Consider the following 22,168-nt stretch of genomic DNA (forward strand, 5'->3'; position numbering starts at 1 on the left):
GCTGTCACGTCTCAACCGCTCGGCGGCACCGTCGGACCGCGCCAACCCGCCCCCATGGGGCGGCGCGTTTACGCCTCCCCTCGGGCCGGCGCTTCCCTCCGGCTTGGCAATCGCACAATTTCTGAAATCCAGCCAAAAGTGCTAGACTCCCCGCATTCCAAACAGATTTTTTCAAAGGGGGAAGTGTTATGGACCCGCAATTGCGTTCCGAGATTTCGATGCGCCGTCTTGACCATTATTACGACATCATGCGCACCTCGATCTTTGCCTATGTCGCCATCGCCGCGGTCATTGGGTTTGGGGCTGAAGGGGTTGCTCTGCCGCTGATCGTGCTGGTGCTTGTGATCACCACCTATGGCGTTCTGGCAGGCAAGACCGCGCTGGAAGATGTTGAAAACCTGCGTGGCGACATGACCGAGGAGTTTGCGCAGACCAGCTTTGCCCAAGGATTGAAGGCGCGTAACCTGAAAGGGCTGATCCTGACGTCGAATGTGTTGCTGGGTCTGATTGGGCTGTCCGAACTCATCGCAATCGTGTTCTGACCGGAGACTGTGATCAACCTCACAGCCTCAACTTCGCCCACCTGCTAATGTTGACGCAACGGCAACCTCGGCAGGAGGCCCCTATGTCCACATCGCTCATCCCTCTCATCGCCCTCGGGTCGGCGGGTCTCTATTCCGTTGCCATGATCTCGATGAAGTTCTGGTGGAAGATCCCCGGTGTTGGCCTGACCCTTCTGATTGTTGCCACGCTGCTGGCCGCCGCGACGCTGGAACTTGCCGCGCTACGCAACGAACGATTGGGCATCATCTATACCGGCATTCTGGGGGCCGAGGTCGTGCTGATCGCCATCGCCTCGTATTTCCTGTTTGGCGAGAACTTTTCCTATCGCGAGGGGATTGGCATTGCGCTGGTCATTGTCGGGACAGCTCTGGCCTGGGCCTGAAGCCCCATGCTAAGCCGCCGCTGAACCAATCATGAAGTTTCCCTTAAGTAAGTTGTAACCCGCCCGGGCGCTCCCAATCTGTTTACCAGACAGAAGGAGAGAGCCCATGACCAGATATATGACTGCCGGAGCAGCCGCTTTGGCCACGACCCTCGCCCTTGGAACGGCCGCGCTGGCCGATACCACGCCCGACCTGCGCGGCACCTGGCTGGGGTCTTACACGACAGTCCAGCCCAGCCATTACTACAAAGGCGATCAGCCCCGGTTCAATCAGGCCGAATGGATGCTGGATGTGCAGCTTCAGGACGGCAACGTTTTCTGGGGGCACAGCAAATGGCGTCGCGATGGCGATACCGACTGGAATGAATACGAGGCCACCGGCACCATCAGCCTCGATGGGACGGGCAGCATCGGCATCGTCGAAACCTCACCTCTGCTGATCGGCGCGAATGCGTTGATCGATGCGCGGTACGAAGATGGCAAGATCTTTGCCGATTTCCGTAGCCTGCGGAACGGAACGACCTACAGCACCGTTCTGGAACGTCAGGTGAACTGAAGCGTGTCCGGCCCGGGCGATTGTAGGGGGTAAGTATCGCTGCTGCAATTTTGACTGCGGCGGAGGTTAGTAGGTTGCCACGCGCGGGTCGGACCGCTTCTCAAAAACGGAACCATCGTCTCCAAAGCGAGGAGACGGGCCGGGCGGCCAGTTCACCGCCTGCGACAGGATCCAGACCACCCCGCGCAAGAATGCGGCGTTCCTCGGCACGGGTCATCTGGATTTCGCGAACCTTCAGCGCGGCTTCGCGCGCGGTGACATAGCTGCCGTCCGGTCCCGGTTCCATTCCGGGGATGTTGCGCCCCCGCGACCACATCCCGCGAATGCCCGACAGCGGGTGTTTCCACCCGATTTCGTCATCATCCTGCAAATGCCAGATCCGCTTCGCTTCGGCGACCGAGACCAGAGCGGCCAGCGGTTTGCCGTGCCGGGTCAGTATGATCACTTCGCGCGGGTCCTGTGCGCGGGTGACCAGAGCGCCCAAATGGGCGCGCGCATGGGAAATGGTGCAACGCATCGGCGAATCTCCGTATGTACGATTCGAAAGATTGGTGGCCCGAGAGTTGTACAAATCCTGCAATTCTCAACTAATGGCGCGTGCGGTGGCCTTTGCGCCCGCAGCATAGGGCCAAAAACCGGGCTCAGGTTCAGGCCTGAAAATGTCCCGGGACAAACATGCGTGGAGTCGAAACTTCTCGGATTATCCACAAAGATTTCCCGGCAGATACCAACAATTTATCCCCGTCTAATTTTCATGCTGCAGTGCTATTTTCTTGTCAGATACAAGGCGTGCTGCAACAGTCTGAACACCACACGGGTTCTTCGGAACCGAAGGTGGGACGCAAAGGCCCGGGGGTCTTGGCAGAGAGACTGGATCTTAGGATTTGCGTTGAACTGCAATGGCTTACCGGTGGGTGATCAGCCGAGTGAGGGTTTCGTGCCCAAGTCGGATGGCTATCTTCTCAGAAGGCCGATGCACGCTGTGATGTCTCTTCGGGGACAATGCAGCCGCTGCAGTCTCTCAGGGGGTGTAGCAACTGGATCGGGTGCTCTTCGGAGCGCATCGACCCGGTAAGGCGTCAGGAGTGTCCGAAAGGATGCATGCAAAGACCGCGTCTGCGCACCTGGCGCCTTTTCCTTTGCCGGATTTCGGTTTCATACAGGCTACCACTCACCCCTGCCGAAAGGGACCGGGGCTCTTCTGCGTGTGCGAAAGAGCCCCGATTTAGCGTCAGATGATGCAATGCCGCGTCTATGCACCTGTAAGGGAAAGCTACCGCGGCATGCCAAGTCTTTCAACTATATATTGAGAGAAAGCCCGCGCGCGGCGCAAAATGAAGTTTATTACAGGCTTTCCTGCACGTCGGTTGCTGCGCCTTGGATGGCATCTCCGGCTTTTTCGATATCCTTGCCGGCGCCTTTGGCGGTTTCGCAGGCAGTCAGTGCAAACAGGCTCAGGCCCATCAGAATTACGCGGATCATGTTCGTCTCCTTGGTGCTCGAATATTTTTCGGTAACACCTTTTTTCAGCCGGAGCCAGTTCCTAGGTCCGGTCGTCGCTGCAGAAGAGCTCGTAAACGACTTCGAGCATGCGGCGGGGACGATCATCCGCCAGACGATAATAGATGGCTTTGCCTTCCCTGCGAGGTATCACCAACCCTTCAAGTCGCAGACGGGAAAGTTGCTGTGATACAGCGGCTTGTCTGGCGGACAGCAATTCTTCCAGTTCGGTGACGGATTTTTCACCGGACACCAGATGGCAGAGGATCATCAATCTGCCTTCGTGGCTTATTGCCTTGAGAAAATTGGAAGCGCGTGTCGCGTTGGTGACCATGCGGTCAAAATCTTCTTTTGACATGTCATTGGACAGCTCAGGAAGTGCCATCGATTGAGTTCCTTGCAAACCCGTTGGCCGGGTGTTGTTTCCGTTACGTAAAGAGACGTGAGTGTGAGACCCCTCACTACATGTTTCGTACATTCATTTCTATATGTATGAATCAAAATAGCGTGATGTATGAAAGGGGAAATCGGATTGAACGTTCCCGCAACGCGAGGGGGCAGATGATTCACTTTAAGGCGATCTGCGGATCGTTGCCGGAAACAACAGATGGTTCGCCTTGACGATTGATGATGATCGACATTCGGTCAGCGTTCTCACTTGCCCCCCTTGCAGCCCCCCTTAGCCGACACTAAGACTCAGGTAACACTTGTTGGGATATTGTCCCGATCCATAGCTAAACAGGCAGGTTACGAATGTTCGATCCCGTAGAAACCTACATGAATACACTTGTTCCCATGGTCGTTGAGCAGACCAGCCGGGGCGAGCGCGCCTATGATATTTTCTCCCGCCTGTTGAAAGAGCGGATCATATTCATCAACGGACCGATTCATGATGGGATGAGCCATCTTGTTGTGGCGCAATTGCTGCACCTCGAGGCGGAAAACCCCAACAAGGAAATCTCGATCTACATCAACTCGCCCGGCGGGGTGGTGACCAGCGGTTTGTCGATTTACGACACAATGCAATACATCAAGCCGAAATGTTCCACATTGGTGATCGGTCAGGCGGCTTCGATGGGCTCGGTCCTTTTGGCCGGGGGCGAGAAGGGAATGCGCTTTTCACTGCCCAACAGCCGCATCATGGTGCACCAGCCCAGTGGCGGATACCAGGGCCAGGCCAGCGACATCATGATTCACGCGGCCGAGACGCAAAAGCTGAAGGATCGCCTGTATGACATCTACGTACGTCATACGGGGCAGACGAAAAAGGCGGTCGAAAAAGCGCTGGATCGTGACAATTTCATGAGCCCGGAAGAGGCCAAGGAATGGGGTCACATCGACGAGATTGTCGAAAACCGAGCGAAAATGGACACGGAAGAGGCCTGAGGCCGATACCCCGCGTCACCGGCGCGGGGGTCATTTTGAGATTGTAGCCGCCAGAGTGCTGGCCTAAGCTGCACACACAGGTGTAAGCGCCCCCGAAAAGGGGCGCAGGGACGAAGCCCGAAAGGTAGATCATGGCGACGAATTCAGGCGGCGATGGTAAAAACACGCTCTACTGCAGCTTCTGTGGCAAAAGCCAGCATGAAGTCCGTAAGCTGATCGCAGGCCCCACAGTTTTCATCTGTGATGAATGTGTTGAGCTGTGCATGGACATCATCCGCGAAGAGACCAAGGCCAGCGGGCTGAAGTCATCTGACGGTGTTCCGACGCCCAAGGATATCTGCGAAGTACTGGACGATTATGTAATCGGTCAGGCCACGGCAAAGCGGGTTCTGTCGGTGGCCGTTCACAACCATTACAAGCGTTTGAACCACGCTCAGAAAGCGGGCAGCGATATCGAGCTGGCAAAGTCGAATATCCTGCTGATCGGTCCGACCGGTTGCGGTAAGACGCTGCTGGCGCAAACGCTGGCGCGTATTCTGGATGTGCCGTTTACCATGGCCGACGCGACGACCCTGACCGAAGCCGGCTATGTGGGTGAGGATGTCGAAAACATCATCCTCAAGCTGTTGCAGGCGAGTGAGTACAACGTCGAACGCGCGCAGCGCGGCATCGTCTATATCGATGAGGTCGACAAGATTACCCGCAAATCCGAAAACCCTTCGATCACGCGTGACGTGTCGGGTGAGGGCGTGCAGCAGGCGTTGCTGAAACTGATGGAGGGGACAGTGGCCAGCGTCCCCCCACAGGGTGGCCGCAAGCATCCCCAGCAGGAATTCCTGCAAGTGGACACGACGAACATTCTGTTCATCTGTGGCGGTGCATTCGCGGGTCTGGACAAGATCATCGCGCAACGTGGCAAAGGCTCGGCCATGGGCTTTGGTGCCGATGTGCGCGACAATGACGACCGCGGTGTGGGTGAGATATTCAAGGATCTGGAACCCGAGGATCTGCTGAAATTCGGACTGATCCCGGAATTCGTCGGTCGTCTGCCGGTTCTGGCGACGCTTGAGGATTTGGATGAAGATGCGCTGGTGACCATCCTGACCAAACCCAAGAACGCATTGGTCAAGCAATACCAGCGTCTGTTCGAACTGGAAGATGTTGAGCTGGGATTCACCGATGACGCGCTGAAAGCGATTGCCAAGAAAGCCATCGAGCGCAAAACCGGTGCGCGCGGCCTGCGGTCTATTCTCGAGGATATTCTGCTGGACACCATGTTCGAACTGCCGGGCATGAAAAATGTCAGCGAAGTTGTGGTGAACGAAGAGGCGGTGATGTCCGACGCGCAGCCGCTATTCATCTATGCCGACGCGGCACCGGAATCGGCATCGGCGGGCTGAGGCCGGGCTGTTTGCCGCGACGGTGGGACTTCACTTGAACCGGTTCAGGGGGCCCTGCCCCCGCTGCCCTTCGGGCATCCCCCGGGATATTTTTAGCCAGATGAAGCTGCGGATCCGCCGCTCGCACATGAGTGTCGGTGCAGTCAGGCGGCGGAAGCTTAAGCAAGTTTTCGAACAACAAAGGTGACGGATTATGGCAGTGAAGCGAATTTCTTCGGGCGGTGAGTTCGAAGCCAAGGTCGGGTACTGCCGTGCGGTGGTTGCGGGCGGCTGGGTTCACGTCGCCGGTACTGTCGGGCAGGGCGAGGACGTGGTGGCGCAATGCCGGTCTGCGCTGGACATCATCGGCAAGGCGCTGGCTGAGGCAGGCGCAGGCTTTGACGATGTGGTTCGGGTCACCTACATGCTGCCCGATCGCAGTGAGTTTGAGCCGTGCTGGCCGATCCTGGCCGAAACTTTTGGCACCAATCCTCCGGCAGCGACAATGATCGAATGCGGTTTGATTGATCCGAAATACAGGATCGAGATCGAAGTTACCGCCTTTCTGCCGGAGTGACGCAGGTGGTATCAGGGGCACTGGACCTTGGCGGGCCTTTGGTCCATACCTTTCTTCGACGAAATGCCGGAGGCACCCGATGGGAATCCTGAACAGTCTTTTGCGAGCCGTGACCTGGTGGAATGGGTCGACTTTGAACACTCAGATCTACACTGCACGCAAGGGCGTGAAAGTGGGCGAAGACAATGAAGGCAACGTGTTCTATCGCAATGCCGACGACAGCAAGCGTTGGGTTATCTTCAATGGCGAGGCCGAAGCCAGCCGGGTTGATCCTGAATGGCATGGTTGGTTGCATCGCACTTGGGACGAGCCTCCGACAGATAAACCGCTGCCGCATAAGTCCTGGGAAAAACCACATCAGGAGAACCTGACCGGCACCGCGCTGGCCTATGCTCCTGCCGGCTCACTGCGTCGCGCGGAGCCGGTTGAACGTAAGGACTATGAGGCCTGGAGCCCGGAATAAACGAGGCGATAATGTCGACCCATAACTGGACCGAAGTTCTTGTCGGCGGCGTCGTTTTGGCCGGTGCTGTGGCATTTGGTGTCTATGCCAGCCAATCGACGGGCTTGTCGCAAGGGGCTGCTGGATACGAACTGGGCGCGTCTTTCAGGTCTCTGGAGGGTGTGGGTGTTGGCACGGATGTGCGCCTCGCCGGCGTCAAGATCGGAACCGTCACGGGTGTCACCCTGAACCCTGAAACCTACCGCGCTGACACGACTTTCACGATTGCGGACGGAATTCTGGTTCCGGACGACAGTGCCATTGTCATTTCCTCAGAAGGTTTGCTGGGGGGCAATTTTGTCGAGGTGATGCCCGGTGGGTCGCCATTCTACTTTGAACCCGGCGATGAGATCGAGGATACGCAGGGCGCGGTCAGCCTGATTTCTCTTCTGGTCAAGTTCGTAGCCGGAGACGGCAGCGAATGATACGCGCCGCGTTTCTTGCCTTGTTGCTGGCCGCCACAGGTGCGGCCGCGCAGCAGAAAGTTCAATCTGGACCCGGGGCAATGCTGCGGGGCCTGGACAAGGTGAACGGCCAGACCGTCGATGTTGAATTGAAGACCGGCGAGACGGCAGCGGTTTTTGGGCTGGATGTTGCCTTGGGAGATTGTCGTTATCCCGTGGACAATCCAACGGGTGACGCGTTCGCCTATCTGACCATCTGGGAGAGCGGGAAGGCCGATCAGCTGTTTGACGGTTGGATGATCGCAACCTCCCCTGCGTTGAACGCGCTGGATCACGCGCGTTATGACGTTTGGGTCATACGGTGTATCACACCTGCCGCCGACTGATTCAGCGGTGCCGAGAAATCGGCGCTGTGGTTCAAGGCCTCTTCCAGCTCTTTCTTGTAGGCGCCGCGCGGAATTTCGATTGCGCCCAAAGAGGCCAGGTGCGCGGTCAGAAACTGCGTGTCAAACAGACGGAAGCCGGTTTGCCGCAGGCGGTCCACAAGATAGGCGAGGGCGATTTTCGAGGCGTCTTTGCGTCTTGAAAACATGCTTTCGCCGAAAAATGCCGCGCCCAGGGTCACGCCATAGACGCCGCCCACCAGGTTGTTGTTTTCCCATACTTCCAGTGAATGCGCATGCCCGGTTTGGTGCAACTGACGGTACAGGTCATGAAGTTCGGCGTTGATCCAGGTATCTGCCCTGTCGGCACACCCGTCGACGACGCCGGAAAAGTCCTGGTCGATCGAGATATCGAACCCGCAGTTTCGGATACGGCGCGCCAGGCTTCGGGAAATGTGGAAACCGTCCAATGGAAAGACGCCGCGAAACTTGGGATCGACCCAAAACAGCTCGGGGTCATCGCGATGCTCGGCCATCGGAAAGATACCGATGGAATAGCCATGCAACAAAAGTTCGGGGGACAGGCTCATGTCAGGTATGAGGCAACCGGAGGGCATGGGCCCTCCGGTCCTTGGTGACTATTGTTCCATGTTCTCCGCAAGCCAGCGCTCCAGCCAGTGGATGTTGTAGTCGCCGCTGCGCAGATCGGGTTCCTGCAACAGTGCGTGGAACAGAGGGACCGTGGTATCGATACCGTCGACAATCAATTCCCCCAGCGCGCGTTCCAGTCGGGCCAGCGCTTCGGCCCGGTCACGGCCCTGCACGATCAGCTTGGCGATCAGAGAGTCATAATAGGGTGGAATCGAATACCCGTCATACAGAGCCGAGTCCATTCGAACGCCAAGGCCCCCCGGCGCGTGGTACGCGGTGATCTTGCCGGGGCAGGGCGAGAAATTCGGCAGCTTTTCGGCGTTGATCCGAACCTCGATGGCGTGGCCGTTGATTTCCAGATCGTCCTGACCGAACGACATCGGTTCACCCGCTGCGACAAGGATTTGTTCGCGCACCAGATCGACGCCAAAGATACCTTCGGTGACCGGATGTTCCACCTGCAGGCGGGTGTTCATTTCGATGAAATAGAACTCGCCATTTTCGTAGAGGAACTCGATGGTGCCGGCACCGATATAGTTGATTTTCGCGACCGCATCCGCGCAGATCTTTCCGATCCTGGCGCGTTCTTCGGGTGTTATGCAGGGGCCGGGGGCCTCTTCGAACACCTTCTGGTGGCGCCGCTGAAGCGAACAATCCCGTTCGCCCAGATGAACAGCCTTGCCTTTACCGTCGCCAAACACCTGAATTTCGATGTGGCGCGGCGTGGTCAGGTATTTCTCGATATAGACTTCGTCGTTGCCAAAGGCGGCCTTGCCCTCGGCCCGTGCAGTCATGAAGGCGCTTTCCATTTCGTCAGCGTTCATCGCAACCTTCATGCCGCGACCGCCGCCGCCTGCGGTAGCCTTGATGATGACCGGATAGCCGAATTCCTCACCGATCTTCTTGGCCGTCGCAAGATCAGGCACGCCGCCGTCTGATCCCGGCACGCAAGGCACACCCAGCGCCTTCATCGTGTCCTTGGCCGTAATCTTGTCGCCCATGACGCGGATGTGTTCCGCGGTGGGGCCGATGAACGTGATGCCGTGATCTTCGACGATCTGCACGAACTCGGCATTCTCGGACAGGAAGCCATAGCCGGGGTGGATCGCCTGCGCACCGGTGATTTCACAGGCCGAAATGATCGCGGGCACGGACAGGTAGCTTTGGGGGCTGGGCGGGGGGCCGATGCAGACCGATTCGTCCGCCATGCGCACATGCATTGCGTCGCTATCCGCGGTGGAGTGGACGGCTACCGTCTTAATCCCCATCTCGCGGGCGGCGCGGATGACGCGCAGGGCGATCTCGCCTCGGTTGGCAATCAGGATCTTGTCGAACATGGGCCCGCCTTACTCGATGATGACCAGAGGTGTGCCGAACTCCACAGCGTCGCCATCGCCGACCAGAACACGCTTGATCGTGCCCGACTTGGGCGCGTGGATGTGGTTCATGGTCTTCATCGCTTCGACGATCAGCAGCGTGTCGCCTTCGGACACGGAAGCGCCGACCGAGATAAATGCGGGCGCGCCGGGCTCGGGCTGCATGTAGACGGTTCCAACCATGGGTGAGGTCACCGCGCCAGGGTGGCTGGCCGGATCTTCCTGAGCAGCCGGGGCTTCGGCCACGGCAGGCGCAGCCGCGGCAGCAGCGGCAGGAGCTGGTGCTGCCGCAGGGACGGCAACCTGAACCGGTGCGGCTGCGGCCTGTGTCAAGCGGCTTACGCGCACGTTCAGGCTGTCTTCCTCACCATATTCGCGCTTTACCTGCAATTCGGTCAGGTCATTGTCACGCAGCAACTCGGCCAGAGCCTTGATGAATGCCACATCCGCTTCGTGTTTGGTGTCTGTCATGAGTGTCCTCGACGGTTCCCCTTTGGCCCGTCTGTTTCTTGCGGGCTCTGATCAAATTACGCAGGGTTATAGGCTAAGCGGCGGTGCATGAAAAGCGCCGACTCGCACCATCACAGGCGGGAATCCCGTATAATTTAAAGGGGCGGACAGATTACAGAGGCATCCCTGACAATTTGGCGACAAGCTCGGACAGTTTGCGGGCGCCGAATTTCTCAAGCAGGCGGGCGCGATAGGCTTCGATTGTGCGGTAACTCAGGCCCAGTTCGGCGCCGATTTCCTTGGCGGACAGGCCGCGGCAGGACAGGATCGCCACTTCGCGTTCTCGAACGGTCAATTCGACAAGGGGACGTTCTTCCGAGATGTCGGAAAAGCTCCAGATTCCATGGCGGAACGGGTCATCGGGCGTCAAAGAGCGGCCACGGGCGCGGCACCAGAACAGATCGCCATTGCGCCGCCGCATGACGCGCTCATCCGTATAGTACCCGGTGTCTCGCATCACTTGCAGGCTGCGTTCCCCGATCCTCTCCCAATCCGCGACCGAAGGATAGAGATGCAACAGCGGCATGTTGCGGTAATCGGCCTCTTCCCCGCCGAAAGTGCGGGCGAATTGCAGATTGCAGCGTCTGATGATCCGGTTTTCCAGTTCAACAAGCCCGATCGGTGCGTATTCAAAGGCGGGGTCACTCATCCGCTTATCGTGCCGGGAAACCACGCGGAATTGAAGGGGAGATGCGGTTTCTTGTGGCCATTGATGCGCATTGGCGGCTGCCGCTTTTGTCAAGATTGTAAACATGGCTTGAAAATATCTCGGTAAACCAGTGAAACACATGATATGTTCTGAAAAAAGAGGCTGAATCCTGGTCAGGAGAATACGATCATGCGTGATATGTTGACGGGAAGCCGTATTCGGGAAAGACGGCAGATTGCAGGGCTTCGGCAGGCAGAACTTGCCCGCCTCGCCGGGATATCCGCGTCTTACTTGAATCTGATCGAACATAACCGCCGACGGATCGGTGGCAAATTGCTGGTGGATATTGCGTCTGCGCTTTCCGTCGAACCCTCTGTCCTGACACAGGGGATCGAGGCAACCCTTGTGTCGGCCCTGCGGGAAGCGGCGGATGACGCCGTCGGGCAGCAGGCCGAAGTGGACGGGCTGGAGGAATTTGCCGGGCGCTTTCCCGGTTGGGCCGGAGTTCTTGCGCAGATGCACCGCCGGGTTGTTTCGCTTGAGCGGAATGTCGAGATCTTGTCGGACCGGCTGACTCATGACCCGCATCTTGCGGCATCTATGCACGAAGTGCTGTCGACGGCGGCGGCGATTCGGTCAACAGCGGCAATTCTTGCAGACACAGAGGACATCGAAGCAGAGTGGCGGGAACGGTTTCACAAAAACCTGCACCAGGATGCAGAGCGGCTGGCCGGGAGTTCAAAGGCACTTGTAACCTTTCTGGACGAAAGCGACTCGTCAATTGATCCGCGCGGTGTTCCGCTTGAAGAGGTCGAAGCGTTCTTCGAAACCCGCAGGTACAGTTTTCCGGAATTGGAACAGGGCGAGGACGTGGATGCCGTTGATCTGAGCAGTCTCAACACGTCGGCGGCCCGAACTGTGGCGCGTGAAGTTTTGAAGATGTATCGCGATGATGCAATCGCTTTGCCGCTGGATGCGCTTCGATCGAGCCTGCAAAAAGGCGACACGGATCCCATCGCGTTGGCTTATCGCTTTTCCGTGGACGTCGCCACCGTTCTGCGTCGATTGGCGTTCATACCCGATGACGTGTTGCCGCAGCCGGTTGGCATGGTGCTGTGCGATGCATCCGGCAGCATATTGTTCATCAAGCCGATTCCGGGCTTTGCTTTGGCGCGGCATGGTGAGGTTTGCCCGCTGTGGCCGTTGTTCACGGCTTTGAGCCGCCCACTTGTTCCGGTGCGCAAGCAGGTTGTCCAGATGGGGCGGACCCCGGCTGAATTCGAATGCTTCGCCTATGCTTGGCCTTATGCGGTATTGGGGTATGATCAGGATCCCGTTTATCGCTCGGTTATGCTGGTCCGTTCGGGCAACGAGGCGGCAGGTGACGCTCCGGTCACGCAAGTCGGGCCGAACTGCCGCGTCTGTCCCAGCAATGCTTGCAAGGCCCGCCGCGAACCGTCGATTTTGAGCGAAGGCTTTTGACACTTTCCCGACAGAAGGCTTAATCTGGCGGGGACCGATCTGAGGATGGAGGAACGGTCTTGGGGAGGAACTGAAAATATGAGCCGTAAGGTTCTGTTGATCGAGGACGAGCCGAACATTGCCGAGGCAATCCGGTTTCTGCTGACCCGCGAGGGATGGCAGGTAGACACGCATGGCGATGGCACGGATGCGGTTCAGGTGATTCAGAGGGCACAGCCCGATCTGGTAATTCTGGACGTCATGCTGCCGGGCAAGAGCGGCATGGATATCCTGCGGGACATCCGAGAGATGGAAGAGCTGGCAGGTTTGCCGGTTTTGATGCTGACGGCGCGCGGTCAATCGCGCGACAGGGAAATGGCGGAAAACGCTGGTGTCAGCCGTTTCATGACCAAACCGTTTTCCAATGCCGAAGTTCTGACGGCTGTGCGCGATCTTCACGCGCAGGCGACGCGAATATGATGTCTGGCGAGGGCAAAAAGGGCGCACCACAGGGCGCACGCCCCTCGCTTTTTCTCGAACGTCAAAGCTATCGCCGACGTAGGCTGGCGGATGCGGCGCGGCTGCTGCCGTTCTTGGGGGCGGCGCTGCTGGCGCTTCCGTTGTTGTGGCCCGATCAGCCCGGCAAGGGCGAGGCTGTCCCCTTGTCTTCGGCAATGTATTACATCTTTATCTGCTGGGGTGCTCTGATCCTGGTAGGGCTGGTTTTTGGAATTGCCGCGCGCCGTTTGGGCGTGCGCGAGGATCAAGACGCGGACGCTGAGTGATGGCAACCATTAACACGCTGATCCTGGTATGCCTTGGCTATGTCATCTTCTTGTTCGCCGTGGCTTTCGCTGCTGACCGGATGGCTGCGGCAGGGCGGGGCAAGTGGCTGCGCTCGCCCCTGATCTATACCTTGTCGCTGTCGATCTATTGCACGGCGTGGACGTTCTATGGTGCGGTGGGCAATGCCGCGCGGTCCGGGTTGGAGTTTGTAACGATTTACCTTGGCCCAACCCTGGTGATGGTCAGTTGGTGGTGGGGACTGCGCAAACTGGTGAGGGTCGGGCGCAGTCAGCGGGTGACCTCGATCGCGGACCTGTTGTCATCGCGCTATGGCAAGTCGAACACGCTTGCCGTGTGTGTGACCGTTCTTGCCGTGCTTGGCGGGACACCCTACATCGCGCTCCAGTTGCAATCGATCACCCTGTCCTTTTCGATTTTCGCCGAAGCCGATCCATCGGGTCTGTATCGCGAAGGGTCCAGCGTATTCTGGATGGCAGCGGGGCTTGCCGTGTTCGCAATTCTATTCGGCACGCGCAATCTGGACGTGAACGAGCGTCACCACGGTGTGGTCACCGCCATCGCCGTGGAGGCCGTTGTCAAACTGTTTGCTCTTATCGCCGTGGGCGTTTTCGTGGTGTGGGGCATTGCCGGTGGCATTGGCCCGATGATGGAGAGGATAGATGCCTCGGAAATCGGACAGTGGAACGTCGACGCCGGGCGCTGGACGACTTTCATATTCCTGTCCGCCGCGGCCTTTATCTGCCTGCCGCGCATGTTTCAGGTTATGGTGGTCGAAAATGATGACGAAAGCCATCTGCGAACCGCCGCCTGGGCGTTTCCGCTCTATCTGCTTTTGATGAGCCTTTTTGTCGTGCCAATTGCCGTCGTTGGTCTGGATCTGTTGCCAGAGGGGGCCAATCCCGACCTGTTCGTGCTGACGGTGCCGCTGTCGCAGGGCAATGACTGGTTGGCCATGCTGTCCTTTATCGGCGGGTTTTCGTCCGCAACGTCGATGGTCATCGTCAGCGCAATGGCCTTGTCGACGATGGTTTCGAACCATGTGGTCATGCCCATTTGGTTGAACACGCATGAGGGTACGGGCTCGGTCTCGGGCGATGTGCGCAGCATCGTTCTGGTTGCGCGCCGCGTGTCCATCGCCGTGATCATGGCGTTGGGTTACTTTTATTATCGGTTGTCCGGTGGGGGGGCGGCGCTGGCCTCGATCGGATTGATTGCCTTTGCCGGAATCTCGCAGATTCTGCCTGCTTTGGTCGGGGGATTGTTCTGGCGCGGTGCAACCCGGACAGGGGCGCTGGTCGGGTTGAGCGTAGGTTTCGCACTTTGGATATATACGCTGTTGTTGCCAGGTATGGGCGCGCCGTGGATGCCGGAAGCCGTCATGCAGAATGGGCTGTTCGGCCTTGCCTGGTTGCGTCCTCATGCCCTGTTCGGGATCGAAGGGATCGATCCGATGGTCCATACCGTGATGTGGTCCCTGTCCCTGAACACCATTGCCTTTTGCATAGCGTCCCTTTTGAGCTTTCCCAGCCCTCTGGAGCGTTTGCAGGGGGCACAGTTCGTCAATGTTTTCGATCACTCGGTTTCACCCGGTGGCTGGTCCGGCTCGGTGGCGCAAAGCGAAGACCTGATGATCATGACACAGCGTATTCTGGGCGCCGCCCCGGCGCAGGAGTTTTTTCAAGCAGAGGCTGAAAAACAGGGCGGCCGGTCACATATGCCAGAACCGACCCCGGGTTTCCTGAACCGGCTGGAACGAGAGTTGAGCGGGTCGGTTGGCACTGCCACGGCGCATGCGATGATTGCGCAAATCGTCGGTGGGTCTTCAGTTTCCGTAGAAGATCTGCTGGCGGTGGCGGATGAATCGGCCCAGCTTCTGGAGTATTCGGGGAAGTTGGAAGAGAAGTCGTCGGAATTGTCCCGTACGGCGCGCCAATTGCGCGAAGCAAACACCAAGCTTACGCAGATTTCCGAACAAAAAGACAGTTTTCTCAGCCAGGTCAGTCACGAGTTGCGCACGCCGATGACCTCGATCCGGGCGTTTTCCGAAATCATGCGGGATACAGAGGGTCTGAGCCGCGAGGAACAGACCCGTTATGCCGCAATCATTCACGATGAGGCTTTGCGCCTGACTCGGCTTCTCGACGATCTGCTGGATCTGAGCGTGCTGGAAAACGGGCAGGTCAATCTGAACCTCAGCGATGACAGTCTGCGTTCGGTTCTGGACCGTGCGGTATCCAGCGCGCTGGCCGGGGCCGAGCGGAAAATCACGGTTCGCCGAACTCTTACGGCCGAGCGAATGTCCCTGCATACGGATCTGGACCGGTTGGGGCAGGTGTTCATCAATCTGATCTCGAACGCTCAGAAATACTGTGACGCGGAAGAACCGGTTTTGGTCATTTCAGCTCACGACGTCGGCGGCAGGGTCATCATCGATTTCATCGACAACGGCAGCGGCATTCCACCCGGCGCGCGTTCGATGGTGTTCGAGAAATTTGCCCGTGTCGGGGTCGACAAGGCAGGGGGCGCGGGTCTGGGCTTGGCCATTTGCCGTGAGATCATGCAACGGTTGGGCGGTGAGATCACCTATTTGCCCGGGCAGGGCGGCGCGGCGTTCCGGGTCAGCTTGCCTTTGGCTTTCCAGCAGGCCGCGCAATGACACGGCCATAAAGAACTTCGTAACGCTCGGCAGGGTAAACCAATAGCCAGTTATTGAAACAACTGGTGATCGGGCGCCATGTCACAAACCGTCAGCGCTGCTTTGGCGCGCAAACTGTCTGTTGGACGAAAAGATCTGGGCGATCGCCCGCGTTCGGTTCTGCGGGCGCTGCGCTTGGGGTTTGCGCGGGCGGCAAGTGATCGATTGAACCTTCCCTTGGCTGTCATCGGGGCAAAACAGGTCAGCCGCACGCAGGATGACATGGTGGAATCAGTCGCTCAGGATTGGCTTATGCTGGTGTTTGACGGGCCCGAGGGGCGCGCAGGGATTTGCCTGAGCCCGCATGTGGTGTCCGCCATTGTGCAAACCCAGACCATCGGTGAAGTACTGCCCGGTGATCCCGATCCAAGGGCCTTTACGGATACGGACGCCGCGATGGTGGCGCCATTTATCGAAACCGCTCTGACCTTGACCGCCGGCTCAATAGACGCCGCGGCCGAGCAGGTCTGCCTGACGGGATACGAGTTCGCGGCACGTACGAAAGATTCGCGCGGCTTGTCGTTGGCCATGACTGAAGATGAATACCGCGTCTTCGATCTGACGGTTGATCTGGCCGGCGGGGCGCAGCAGGGACAGATCTCGATCTTTCTTCCAGAGCATCCTGCCACGCCGGAAAAGGCAGAGGAGGTCACGGACCCGGCCGGACCCCGGCTTGAGCAGGCATCGGGTGTTGTTCGGGCGGAACTGAACGCCGTCTTGTGCCGGATGTCGCTGCCACTGTCCGATCTGTCAGAGATTCAACCTGGATGTGTCTTGCCATTGCGCGGGGCGCGCCTGGACAGAACTGAGATTTTGACCATCGACCGAAAGCCAACGGGCATTGGCCGCCTCGGTCAATGTGGTGGGTTGCGCGCCGTTCGGTTGAACGAACATTCGACCCTGCCCGCCTTGTCGCGGGACGACGCGCAGGAGTTCATCGAAAGCCGAGGGAGAATGCAGCCGCACGATGGCCTGGTCGAACCGGTTTCCGGCGCGGTGGATGTCATGCCTCCGGAAATAGAGGACGCGGGTTTGGACCTCACGGACAACGATCTGTCACTGAACGATTCCGAACGCATGGTCGCAGAGATTTCGCAATTGGCTGGCCTTGACGCGGCCGACACGAATCCCGGCACGGAGGAATAGGGTCTAGTCTGCCTGGCTGCGGAAGTGTTCCAGGGCAGGGCGCAGGTTTTCCAGTTGATACCCGGCATTTGTCGTGGCGGCCAGAATGTCGTCCGTGCTCATTCGGTCGCATTGACCAAGGGCCCAGACCACCGAACACCGAGTGCCCGAGGCGCAATAAGCCAGAACCGGGCCATCGCAGCTTTCTGCCAGGTCACGCTGCTGCTTTGCAATCTCGGGCGTCATGGTCTGGTGAGTCAGTTCCAACACCTCGTATTCCATGCCTGCCGCACGGACGGCTTCACCGATCGCGTCGGATTGCATGATCGCGGGAACCTCAACATCGGGCCGGTTGCAGATCACCTTGACGAAGCCTGCCTCGGCAATTGCCGGGACGTCTTCTACCGTGATCTGCGGTGAGACAGCATAGCGGGGCGTGATCGGTCGAATCTCCATGCCAAATCCTTAGGCCGCGTTTGCGGCTCTGTCCAGTTGCGCTCCCAGCGTTGGCGCGATGAACATGCCTGCAACCATCGCGATCAGGAAGACCAGACCACCCAAACCACCATATGTCAGCGAGGCCATCGCCGGTCCCGGGCAAAGCCCGGCCAAGCCCCAGCCCATTCCGAACAGGACGGAACCAATGATGAGCCTGCGATCAACCTCGGACCTCGGAGGAGGTGGAAAATCGCATCCGGTCAAGGCCTTGCGCCCAGTGGTCAGCCTCCAGGCCACAAGCATCGGCAGGATGGCGCCGCCCATCACAAAGGCCAGGGTCGGGTCCCAGTTTCCGAAAACATCCAGCCAGCCCTGAACCTTGGTCGTGTCCGTCATGCCCGAAACCAACAATCCGGCACCGAACAGGGATCCTGCGAGCAAAGCAATCAAAAGACGCATCAGATCAACCCCCAAACATGGCGCAGCAGGACGAGGGTCATTCCGCCGGCAAGGATATAGAATACGGTGGCCAGGATGCCGCGCAGAGAAAATCGCGAGATGCCACACACCCCGTGACCCGACGTGCAGCCATTGGCGATACGCGTTCCCACACCGACCAGAAGCCCGGCCACAACAACAAGGCCCAGATTGCTGGTGAGATGCGTTTGGGCCTCGGGGGCGATCAGTGGCCGCAGCAGAAGCGGCATACCGATCAACCCGGCGATGAAGGCCAGGCGTTCGGCTTTGGTATCGCGGGCCTCACCGTCGACAAGGCCACCCAAAATACCACTTGCCCCCATGACCCTACCATTTCCAAGCAGGTACACGGCTGCGCCCAGGCCAATCAGCAGGCCACCGCACAGCCCCCAGATCCACTCGATGTTCATGTGGGATAATCCTTTTTAGAGTGACTTGACTTGCGTCAGATTTTGTTCACCGGCAGCTTCAGGAATACATCGCCTTGCTCATCGGCGGGCGGCATTTGCCCCGCCCGCATATTGACCTGCAAAGAGGGCAGGATCAGGCGCGGCATGGCAAGGGTGGCGTCCCTTGCGTCACGCATTTCCACGAATTCTTCGATGCTGCGTCCTTGTCCGATATGGACGTTCAGCGCTTTCTGTTCACCTACCGTCGTCTCCCAGGCGTATTCATCTCGGCCCGGCGCTTTGTAGTCGTGCCCGACAAAGATGCGCGTTTCGTCCGGCAGCGACAGGATTTTCTGGATCGATTCAAACAATGTGGCAGAGGAGCCTCCGGGAAAATCGCAGCGCGCCGTGCCGAAATCCGGCATGAACAGCGTGTCGCCTACAAAGGCGGCGTCGCCTATCACATAGGTCAGGCAGGCCGGGGTATGGCCCGGGGTATGAAGTACATCGCCGCGCATCTGCCCAATGTGAAAACTGTCCCCCTCCGAGAACAAGGCGTCGAACTGGCTACCATCGCGCTGGAACTCGGTTCCTTCATTGAAGACTTTGCCGAACGTGTCCTGCACTGTGACGATCTGAGCGCCAATTCCGATTTTGCCACCCAGTTCCTGTTGCAAGTAGGGGGCCGCAGACAGGTGATCGGCGTGAACGTGGCTTTCCAGAATCCATTCGACCTTTAGATCGTGCGCGCGCACAAAGTCGATGATTGCGTCAGCCGATTTTGTCTCTGTGCGCCCCGAAGCATGATCGAAATCCAGAACACTGTCGATGATGGCGCAGGCACGCCCTTGCGGTTCATGAACAACGTAGGACACCGTGAAGGTTTGATCGTCAAAAAACGCTTTCACTGCGGGTGTCATGATTTCCTCCGTATCGGTTGTCATTATCATATATGTAAAATGGAATGTGATGCAACATCGAACCTGTGTTTGATGCGCGTCAAGGCATTCACGATTAAATCAGCTTAAACTTTAGCCCATCCGCGCCGGATTGCCGAAAACGCGAATGTGTTGGGCAATATCCCGCACAATTTCAGGTTAATATCAGCGGGTCTTATTCCCGTTACCTATATCTGGGATACTGGCGACACTTGGGAGGGTATTATGACATCGACAAGTCTTTATTCCGAAGCAGAACGGCTTGAACAAGAGCTCAGAAATGCGTGCCTTGATACGCGTTTGGCGCTTCAGCCGAGTGTGAGCAAGGTTGTCGACCGTATGCGACAGCAGGGGATGCAGGTGCCGTCCCGCCTGCGGCGTCTGGATGCAGCCCTGTGCGAAGACGCTATGGAAGCGCAGTTCGATAACCTGCCGATTTGAAACAAGTGGTCATCCAAAGGATATCCCGAGGATGACCAGCATCAATCCAAGGACGGACAGGAACAAAGACGCCAGGTTCCAGGGCAAAACGCCCTGAACGGTCGCGCGCAATTCGTCGTCTGACAGACCCGCCTTGCGCGCTTTCATCACGCGAAGAATACACCAGATCAGGCCGGCGAGGCCGGTCATAGAAAGGGCTGCGCCGCCCCAAGTGATGAATTCGAACATGGTGCCCTACATCTCTTCGTGAACTACCCCCGCGCTTACCGGAACGGATCACGCCGTACAAGTGTGCTCGGGGATTGGGTGGGATTGGGCGCTTGCGACCCGGGCGGCGGCATTGTATCCGGCTTCCTGCATCAGATTTCAGCTCTTGGGACGGACGCGTATGGAAGGCATCACCAAAGATCAGACTGCCGCCAACTGTCGCGTGACTGCCGATGAGCCGTGCCAGTTCATCGAACGGTTTGAGGGGCTGGATGCGGTGAATACAACCTGGTGGAACAACGGAAAAAAGCCATGGCCGAGGCCCGGGCACGTCGTTGCTTCTGCCTCTCGAAAACTGTTTTGTGGGTAGCAACCAAAGCTTGAGGCGAATACAGGTGGTATGAACTGTATTCTCTCAGCGGTGATGATCCAGAATTGGGAAGAATTGGATGAGCATGTCGGAAGAAGCAGAAGCAAGTTACAAGGTCACCTCTGGGGAGTTGCGCCAATTTGTTGAGCGTATCGAGCGCCTGGAATTGGAAAAGAAAGACATCGCGGATCAAATAAAGGAAGTGTACGCAGAGAGTAAATCGCGCGGCTACGACGTGAAGGCTCTTCGCAGCATCATTTCTCTCAGAAAAAGAGATAAGGATGATATTGCCGAGCAAGAGGCTGTCATCGAGATGTACAAAGAAGCCTTGGGCATGAACTAAGGCCGGTTCTTGGCAAAAGCGCTAATTCATTCAGGCTGACGAAAGCATCAGCCCGAACAGCGTGTCACTGGCCAAGACTGCAACATGTACAGCCAGACAGGGCAGAGATTTCAAAAATCGCAGACTTGGCTGGCTGTCCGGTGATAACTTTTGCCTCAGTTGCCTTGTGGGTTTGCAGGGTCCTTGCTGACGACCAGATCTGTTTTACACAGGCAGATATTCAATGTGTCAGAAAGCCGAAGCTGCGGTTGCTGAAGACCTTGCTGCCTTTTTTGATAGTTTATCCGAGGCAAGACCTGCCTCGTGATTGCCGGAAGGCTTGCGGCTCAAAGGCTGGGTTCTTTTGGCATTGAAGATCGTTGAAGATTCCTGTTCCGCCTTTTGCGGAGTGACACATGCGATTGGGCTGTGGCGAAATCCCGACCGACCCTGCGGCATTGCGGGTGCGAGCGCCGCAAACCATCCTTTTGATCAACCAAAAAGCCGGTCATGCACCAACCAACAAAGCCTGACCACTCAAGTGGGGCTGGTCAGCGCGATCGACACCTTTTTGGCATAAGGCATGGTGGTGTTAAGAACTCAGCGCTCGGTAATGAAGGACAGTCCGGACACGAGTTGTCTCAGTCCAAGCGCCGCGCCTGCAAAGATCGCGGCGAATGTCACAGGCGCGCTGTATGCCAGAAGTGAGAAGGCAGATATGCCTTGTCCGACGCTGCAACCGACTGCGATGATCGCTCCGGGGCCCATGATCGCCGCGCCCAACATCTGCCGTTTCAATTCGCGCGGATCTTCGCAGGCTTCCCAGCGAAAATGACCCTTTGACCAGGACCCCAAAAACGCGCCGATCAGAACACCCGAGACTGATCCGACGGCAAAAGACAAAGTGTTTCCGGACGCTGTCATCAAGTAGAATATCGTGTCACCCAAGGGTGCCGCGAAGGTATGGGTTTGCACCGGCTCACCGTCAAAGCCGTGGGTTGCTACCCAATTCGTGCCAAGCCAGCCCGAAACGATCGCCAGTCCAACCATAGATCCCCAGAACACCTGCGCTGGCGTGCGGCGGAACTGCTGGTTCGCCAAAGCGAAGACCACCAATACGACACCGACGGCAAAACCAACGAGCCACGCCGGAACAGAGGTCAACCGTTCAGCTAGAAAGCTGACGCTTTGGGGCGCGCTGATATCCATTTCTACTGGAAACAACCAAACCCGCAGATATGCCAGGGGGCCGGACATTACGACATACGCCGAAAGGCCCATGATCAGGACGATGACGAAAGATCGAAGGTCGCCGCCTCCCAACCTTGCCAGCGCCCCATAGCCGCAGTTCCCGCTGATGGCCATTCCATAACCGAACATGAGGCCGCCCACGATCGAACCGATCGGGCTCCAGGTCTGGGCAAGGTAGCGTGTTCCTACAGGGTCAAGCCACCCGACCGCCATGGCGGCATGGCATCCAACAATCGCAACGCCAATCGCAACCGCCCACATGCGAAGTCGCCGGTCATCATCCGCGTAAAGGTAGTCTTCGATGGCGCCCAACGTGCAAAAGCGACCGATGCGTGCAGCCAACCCCAATGCGATGCCCCCAATCAAACCGATCAGAGCAACGGCATTTGCGTCTCCCAATGCTTCGAACATTGCCAGTCTCCTCCCAA

The 22,168-nt window shown here is 57.9% G+C and carries 29 protein-coding genes; 16 read left to right on the forward strand and 13 right to left on the reverse strand.

The window, feature by feature from the left end; genetic code table 11:
• Positions 1–188: 188 nt before the first annotated feature.
• The 3 genes from ACR0C6_RS12040 (at position 189) to ACR0C6_RS12050 (ending at position 1,502) form a co-directional block, all read left to right on the forward strand.
• Positions 189–542, forward strand: coding sequence for a hypothetical protein (locus ACR0C6_RS12040; protein ID WP_171726738.1), 354 nt, complete (start codon positions 189–191; stop codon positions 540–542).
• A gap of 83 nt (positions 543–625) precedes the next feature.
• Entirely contained in the window at positions 626–946 is a 321-nt protein-coding gene (locus tag ACR0C6_RS12045) for a hypothetical protein (protein ID WP_170345061.1), read from the forward strand.
• A gap of 106 nt (positions 947–1,052) precedes the next feature.
• On the forward strand, positions 1,053–1,502 hold the full coding sequence (locus tag ACR0C6_RS12050) for a hypothetical protein (protein ID WP_152457340.1): 450 nt from the start codon (positions 1,053–1,055) through the stop codon (positions 1,500–1,502).
• A gap of 100 nt (positions 1,503–1,602) precedes the next feature.
• On the opposite strand, the gene ACR0C6_RS12055 is transcribed toward ACR0C6_RS12050, so the two are convergent.
• From ACR0C6_RS12055 to ACR0C6_RS12065, 3 genes are all read right to left on the reverse strand, one after another.
• The gene (locus tag ACR0C6_RS12055) at positions 1,603–2,019 is read right to left on the reverse strand and encodes a type II toxin-antitoxin system Phd/YefM family antitoxin (RefSeq protein ID WP_171229655.1); all 417 of its coding nucleotides are present in this window, start codon (positions 2,017–2,019) and stop codon (positions 1,603–1,605) included.
• 827 nt (positions 2,020–2,846) lie between these two features.
• Complete coding sequence (locus tag ACR0C6_RS12060; RefSeq protein WP_152457342.1) at positions 2,847–2,984, reverse strand: entericidin A/B family lipoprotein; 138 nt, start codon at positions 2,982–2,984, stop codon at positions 2,847–2,849.
• 61 nt (positions 2,985–3,045) lie between these two features.
• Positions 3,046–3,387: an ArsR/SmtB family transcription factor gene (locus ACR0C6_RS12065; RefSeq protein ID WP_480619477.1), complete on the reverse strand. Its 342-nt coding sequence runs from the start codon at positions 3,385–3,387 to the stop codon at positions 3,046–3,048.
• A 368-nt stretch (positions 3,388–3,755) separates the two neighbouring features.
• Between ACR0C6_RS12065 and ACR0C6_RS12070 the strand changes: the two genes are divergently transcribed.
• From ACR0C6_RS12070 to ACR0C6_RS12095, 6 genes are all read left to right on the forward strand, one after another.
• Positions 3,756–4,388: an ATP-dependent Clp protease proteolytic subunit gene (locus ACR0C6_RS12070; RefSeq protein ID WP_117869644.1), complete on the forward strand. Its 633-nt coding sequence runs from the start codon at positions 3,756–3,758 to the stop codon at positions 4,386–4,388.
• 131 nt (positions 4,389–4,519) lie between these two features.
• On the forward strand, positions 4,520–5,788 hold the full coding sequence (clpX, locus tag ACR0C6_RS12075) for an ATP-dependent Clp protease ATP-binding subunit ClpX (RefSeq protein WP_480619479.1): 1,269 nt from the start codon (positions 4,520–4,522) through the stop codon (positions 5,786–5,788).
• Positions 5,789–5,981: 193 nt separating this feature from the next.
• The gene (locus ACR0C6_RS12080; protein WP_171229658.1) at positions 5,982–6,344 is read left to right on the forward strand and encodes a RidA family protein; all 363 of its coding nucleotides are present in this window, start codon (positions 5,982–5,984) and stop codon (positions 6,342–6,344) included.
• 79 nt (positions 6,345–6,423) lie between these two features.
• Positions 6,424–6,807 carry an NADH:ubiquinone oxidoreductase subunit NDUFA12 gene (locus tag ACR0C6_RS12085; protein ID WP_152457346.1) on the forward strand — a complete coding sequence of 128 codons (384 nt, stop codon included), beginning with the start codon at positions 6,424–6,426 and terminating at the stop codon, positions 6,805–6,807.
• 11 nt (positions 6,808–6,818) lie between these two features.
• Positions 6,819–7,271: an outer membrane lipid asymmetry maintenance protein MlaD gene (mlaD, locus tag ACR0C6_RS12090; RefSeq protein ID WP_152457347.1), complete on the forward strand. Its 453-nt coding sequence runs from the start codon at positions 6,819–6,821 to the stop codon at positions 7,269–7,271.
• Positions 7,268–7,636 carry a DUF2155 domain-containing protein gene (locus tag ACR0C6_RS12095; protein WP_480447549.1) on the forward strand — a complete coding sequence of 123 codons (369 nt, stop codon included), beginning with the start codon at positions 7,268–7,270 and terminating at the stop codon, positions 7,634–7,636. Before mlaD ends, ACR0C6_RS12095 begins: the two co-directional genes overlap by 4 nt.
• On the opposite strand, the gene aat is transcribed toward ACR0C6_RS12095, so the two are convergent.
• From aat to ACR0C6_RS12115, 4 genes are all read right to left on the reverse strand, one after another.
• Positions 7,591–8,223, reverse strand: a complete 633-nt coding sequence (gene aat, locus ACR0C6_RS12100) for a leucyl/phenylalanyl-tRNA--protein transferase (RefSeq protein ID WP_480447550.1) — start codon at positions 8,221–8,223, stop codon at positions 7,591–7,593. The genes ACR0C6_RS12095 and aat overlap by 46 nt on opposite strands.
• A 48-nt stretch (positions 8,224–8,271) precedes the next feature.
• Positions 8,272–9,621 carry an acetyl-CoA carboxylase biotin carboxylase subunit gene (gene accC, locus ACR0C6_RS12105; RefSeq protein ID WP_171117652.1) on the reverse strand — a complete coding sequence of 450 codons (1,350 nt, stop codon included), beginning with the start codon at positions 9,619–9,621 and terminating at the stop codon, positions 8,272–8,274.
• 9 nt (positions 9,622–9,630) lie between these two features.
• Positions 9,631–10,131 (reverse strand): acetyl-CoA carboxylase biotin carboxyl carrier protein, encoded by a 501-nt coding sequence (gene accB / locus ACR0C6_RS12110; protein ID WP_171232527.1) that lies wholly within the window; start codon positions 10,129–10,131, stop codon positions 9,631–9,633.
• A gap of 151 nt (positions 10,132–10,282) precedes the next feature.
• Positions 10,283–10,819, reverse strand: coding sequence for a LuxR C-terminal-related transcriptional regulator (locus ACR0C6_RS12115; RefSeq protein WP_152457352.1), 537 nt, complete (start codon positions 10,817–10,819; stop codon positions 10,283–10,285).
• A 189-nt stretch (positions 10,820–11,008) separates the two neighbouring features.
• Between ACR0C6_RS12115 and ACR0C6_RS12120 the strand changes: the two genes are divergently transcribed.
• The 5 genes from ACR0C6_RS12120 to ACR0C6_RS12140 all read left to right on the forward strand — a co-directional run bounded on the left by ACR0C6_RS12120 (position 11,009) and on the right by ACR0C6_RS12140 (position 16,928).
• Positions 11,009–12,301, forward strand: coding sequence for a helix-turn-helix domain-containing protein (locus ACR0C6_RS12120; RefSeq protein ID WP_152457353.1), 1,293 nt, complete (start codon positions 11,009–11,011; stop codon positions 12,299–12,301).
• 78 nt (positions 12,302–12,379) lie between these two features.
• Positions 12,380–12,760 (forward strand): response regulator transcription factor, encoded by a 381-nt coding sequence (locus ACR0C6_RS12125; protein WP_152457354.1) that lies wholly within the window; start codon positions 12,380–12,382, stop codon positions 12,758–12,760.
• Positions 12,757–13,065: a hypothetical protein gene (locus ACR0C6_RS12130; protein WP_254705354.1), complete on the forward strand. Its 309-nt coding sequence runs from the start codon at positions 12,757–12,759 to the stop codon at positions 13,063–13,065. Before ACR0C6_RS12125 ends, ACR0C6_RS12130 begins: the two co-directional genes overlap by 4 nt.
• A complete protein-coding gene (locus tag ACR0C6_RS12135; protein WP_480447552.1) occupies positions 13,065–15,743 on the forward strand; it encodes an ATP-binding protein in 2,679 nt (892 codons plus the stop codon). Before ACR0C6_RS12130 ends, ACR0C6_RS12135 begins: the two co-directional genes overlap by 1 nt.
• A 78-nt stretch (positions 15,744–15,821) precedes the next feature.
• Positions 15,822–16,928 carry a FliM/FliN family flagellar motor switch protein gene (locus ACR0C6_RS12140; RefSeq protein ID WP_480619481.1) on the forward strand — a complete coding sequence of 369 codons (1,107 nt, stop codon included), beginning with the start codon at positions 15,822–15,824 and terminating at the stop codon, positions 16,926–16,928.
• A 3-nt stretch (positions 16,929–16,931) separates the two neighbouring features.
• On the opposite strand, the gene ACR0C6_RS12145 is transcribed toward ACR0C6_RS12140, so the two are convergent.
• Genes ACR0C6_RS12145 through ACR0C6_RS12160 form a run of 4 tightly spaced genes read right to left on the reverse strand, consistent with a single transcriptional unit; the run spans position 16,932 to position 19,131 of the window.
• Complete coding sequence (locus ACR0C6_RS12145; RefSeq protein ID WP_480447554.1) at positions 16,932–17,363, reverse strand: protein tyrosine phosphatase family protein; 432 nt, start codon at positions 17,361–17,363, stop codon at positions 16,932–16,934.
• Positions 17,364–17,372: 9 nt separating this feature from the next.
• Complete coding sequence (locus ACR0C6_RS12150; protein ID WP_171229665.1) at positions 17,373–17,804, reverse strand: DUF6691 family protein; 432 nt, start codon at positions 17,802–17,804, stop codon at positions 17,373–17,375.
• Positions 17,804–18,232 carry a YeeE/YedE family protein gene (locus ACR0C6_RS12155; protein WP_480619483.1) on the reverse strand — a complete coding sequence of 143 codons (429 nt, stop codon included), beginning with the start codon at positions 18,230–18,232 and terminating at the stop codon, positions 17,804–17,806. Before ACR0C6_RS12155 ends, ACR0C6_RS12150 begins: the two co-directional genes overlap by 1 nt.
• 35 nt (positions 18,233–18,267) lie before the next feature.
• The gene (locus tag ACR0C6_RS12160; RefSeq protein ID WP_152457360.1) at positions 18,268–19,131 is read right to left on the reverse strand and encodes an MBL fold metallo-hydrolase; all 864 of its coding nucleotides are present in this window, start codon (positions 19,129–19,131) and stop codon (positions 18,268–18,270) included.
• Positions 19,132–19,374: 243 nt separating this feature from the next.
• Here ACR0C6_RS12160 and ACR0C6_RS12165 point away from each other — a divergent pair, with 243 nt between their 5' ends.
• Positions 19,375–19,590 carry a hypothetical protein gene (locus ACR0C6_RS12165; protein ID WP_152457361.1) on the forward strand — a complete coding sequence of 72 codons (216 nt, stop codon included), beginning with the start codon at positions 19,375–19,377 and terminating at the stop codon, positions 19,588–19,590.
• A 9-nt stretch (positions 19,591–19,599) separates the two neighbouring features.
• On the opposite strand, the gene ACR0C6_RS12170 is transcribed toward ACR0C6_RS12165, so the two are convergent.
• Positions 19,600–19,818, reverse strand: a complete 219-nt coding sequence (locus ACR0C6_RS12170; protein WP_152457362.1) for a hypothetical protein — start codon at positions 19,816–19,818, stop codon at positions 19,600–19,602.
• Between the two features lie 428 nt (positions 19,819–20,246).
• Here ACR0C6_RS12170 and ACR0C6_RS12175 point away from each other — a divergent pair, with 428 nt between their 5' ends.
• The gene (locus ACR0C6_RS12175) at positions 20,247–20,510 is read left to right on the forward strand and encodes a DUF2312 domain-containing protein (RefSeq protein WP_152457363.1); all 264 of its coding nucleotides are present in this window, start codon (positions 20,247–20,249) and stop codon (positions 20,508–20,510) included.
• Positions 20,511–21,089: 579 nt separating this feature from the next.
• On the opposite strand, the gene ACR0C6_RS12180 is transcribed toward ACR0C6_RS12175, so the two are convergent.
• On the reverse strand, positions 21,090–22,151 hold the full coding sequence (locus tag ACR0C6_RS12180) for a YeeE/YedE family protein (RefSeq protein WP_480619485.1): 1,062 nt from the start codon (positions 22,149–22,151) through the stop codon (positions 21,090–21,092).
• Between the last annotated feature and the right edge of the window lie 17 nt (positions 22,152–22,168).

The organism is Ruegeria sp. AL12 (assembly GCF_056540885.1).